Source organism: Mycobacterium persicum, from assembly GCF_002086675.1.
GTDB classification, from domain to species: Bacteria; Actinomycetota; Actinomycetes; order Mycobacteriales; family Mycobacteriaceae; genus Mycobacterium; species Mycobacterium persicum.
On record NZ_MVIF01000238.1, the window covers coordinates 1 to 1,283 of the forward strand.

At 57.6% G+C, this 1,283-nt stretch carries 2 protein-coding genes; both read left to right on the forward strand.

What is annotated here, in order from left to right:
- Window positions 1-82 precede the first annotated feature (82 nt).
- The gene (locus BST40_RS28095) at window positions 83-565 is read left to right on the forward strand and encodes a ribonuclease domain-containing protein (RefSeq protein ID WP_082275231.1); all 483 of its coding nucleotides are present in this window, start codon (window positions 83-85) and stop codon (window positions 563-565) included.
- Between the two features lie 96 nt (window positions 566-661).
- The gene (locus BST40_RS28100; RefSeq protein ID WP_158006297.1) at window positions 662-1,084 is read left to right on the forward strand and encodes a barstar family protein; all 423 of its coding nucleotides are present in this window, start codon (window positions 662-664) and stop codon (window positions 1,082-1,084) included.
- The last annotated feature ends 199 nt before the right edge of the window (window positions 1,085-1,283 follow it).

The window sequence follows — 1,283 nt, forward strand, 5'->3', positions numbered from 1 at the left end:
GGCCCACCCACCGCCACCGACATCGCTGCAAGCCACCCGCGACGCCTACAACAAATTGATATACGATATCGATCACCACAATTTGAATCCGCCCAACTCTGCCGATTGGAACGCGGTTCAGGTTTATAATCAAGAGGCCTGGTATTACAACGCGTTGAAGGCGCAGCTCGAGCGACAATTAGATGCCGGGAACGTACAATACACGCCCGCCAAAGACGCCATACGCTTCGAAATACCGTCCTGGGCACAACCCGCACCAGAACAAGTGGGGCCCCAAGGACCGCGCGTACCGCAGAAGGTTCAGGACGTTCTTAAGCAGATCGATGAGGGAAAATGGCCACAGGCGGCGAAAGCGCCGGGCACTAAGGGTGGGAAACCGTACCGAAATGAAGATGAACATCTGCCTACGACGGACGCCTCCGGTAAGCCGATCACCTATCAAGAGTGGGATGTCAACCCGAAGGTGCCTGGTGAAGACCGCGGCGATGAGCGCATCGTTACCGGCAGCGACGGATCGGCGTGGTACACCACTGATCACTACGCTACATTCCGTCGGATTCGTTAGCGAGGCAAGCGGATTATGAACTTAGACGAATTCGTCTTAGGGGCCGCCGGTCACGGGGCGTGCGTTTGTGTAAACGCCGCGACATCCTCGCCTTTGGTGGCTCCGGCTGGAGTCGAGCTTCGAAAAGTGAATGGGGAGAATATCACAACACTCGATACACTCTTCGACGCCTTCGCGGAGGTCTGGCACTTTCCGCCGCGATTCGCGCAACACCATAACAAGGGTGCATTTGATGATTGGATGCGCGACTTCGACAATTTAACCAACCCAACCATGAGTAAGCCGCCTGCTCGCGGCTACGTCACCGAGATAATCAATGCGCACTTGCTCTTGGCTGAACAACACGGAGTTTTTTCTTGGTTCGCGAACTCAATCCCTTTCTACCGGGATTACTACCGTGACGAAGCCGACCCACCGGCGGCCTTCGGCGTAGTACTTTCGGCTCCCGCCGATGAACTCGATGAAGTTCGCGGAAGGTGGCTTGCTGCCGGCGTTCAGGTTGCAACAATTGTCATCTGAGCTGAGTTCGACCACAGGGTCGAGTGGGACGCCACCTCCCGGGCTGGCCCCCCGGGGAGACCACCACCGCGCTCGCTGCAGAGATCGACACCGCCACGCCGACTGAGTGGACGCGGCTAACCGCGAGCAAGCGCCTTGATCCCAGTAGAGAAAGTTCTCACGTGCGAGGTCAATGTCTGTTGTCGGCAGCGTGCGGGCG